Consider the following 528-nt stretch of genomic DNA (forward strand, 5'->3'; position numbering starts at 1 on the left):
CGGTGCTCAGACAGCTCTTCACGCAGGCGAATCGTCGCCTCCAGAACGGAAAGAGTTGGTGGTATCAACAATAAATCCGGTGACGATCGGGGCGAATGACGCGCAGATGAAGCTGGCGAAGTTCTGGATGCTTCCCACGGAGGCGGTCATGCGTGAAGCCACCGCAACATGGATCAGACCCCAACAGGACGTTCCGGCGAAGTGGATGCAGAACAGCGCCATCCCAATCAGTAACACGGCGGCCATTGAGGTTGTCGCCTGCGGTACCACGAAGGTGAATGCAGCAGAGCAGAACATCCCGGCAATGATACAAATCTTACGACTCTTAATCGGCGCCATNTCGGTGACAAAACCGTTGATCAACATGCCGGCTGCGCCAAACAGGAACGGGATCGCTGCCATTAATCCGGTGCTTTTTAAATCCAGGTTATAGGAGGTTTGCAGGTAGCCTGGCAGCCAGGCCAGATATAACCATGCGGTGTAGTTGATGCCGCTAAAGCCCAGCATCATGCCCCACATCGTGCGATT

1 pseudogene is annotated in these 528 nt (G+C 54.8%); it reads right to left on the bottom strand.

What is annotated here, in order from left to right:
* Positions 1–18 precede the first annotated feature (18 nt).
* Positions 19–528: pseudogene (locus FDX22_RS27580) on the bottom strand (MFS transporter); the annotation flags it as partial.

It is taken from the genome of Citrobacter sp. TBCS-14 (genome assembly GCF_005280805.1).
Classification (GTDB): Bacteria; Pseudomonadota; Gammaproteobacteria; order Enterobacterales; family Enterobacteriaceae; genus Citrobacter; species Citrobacter gillenii.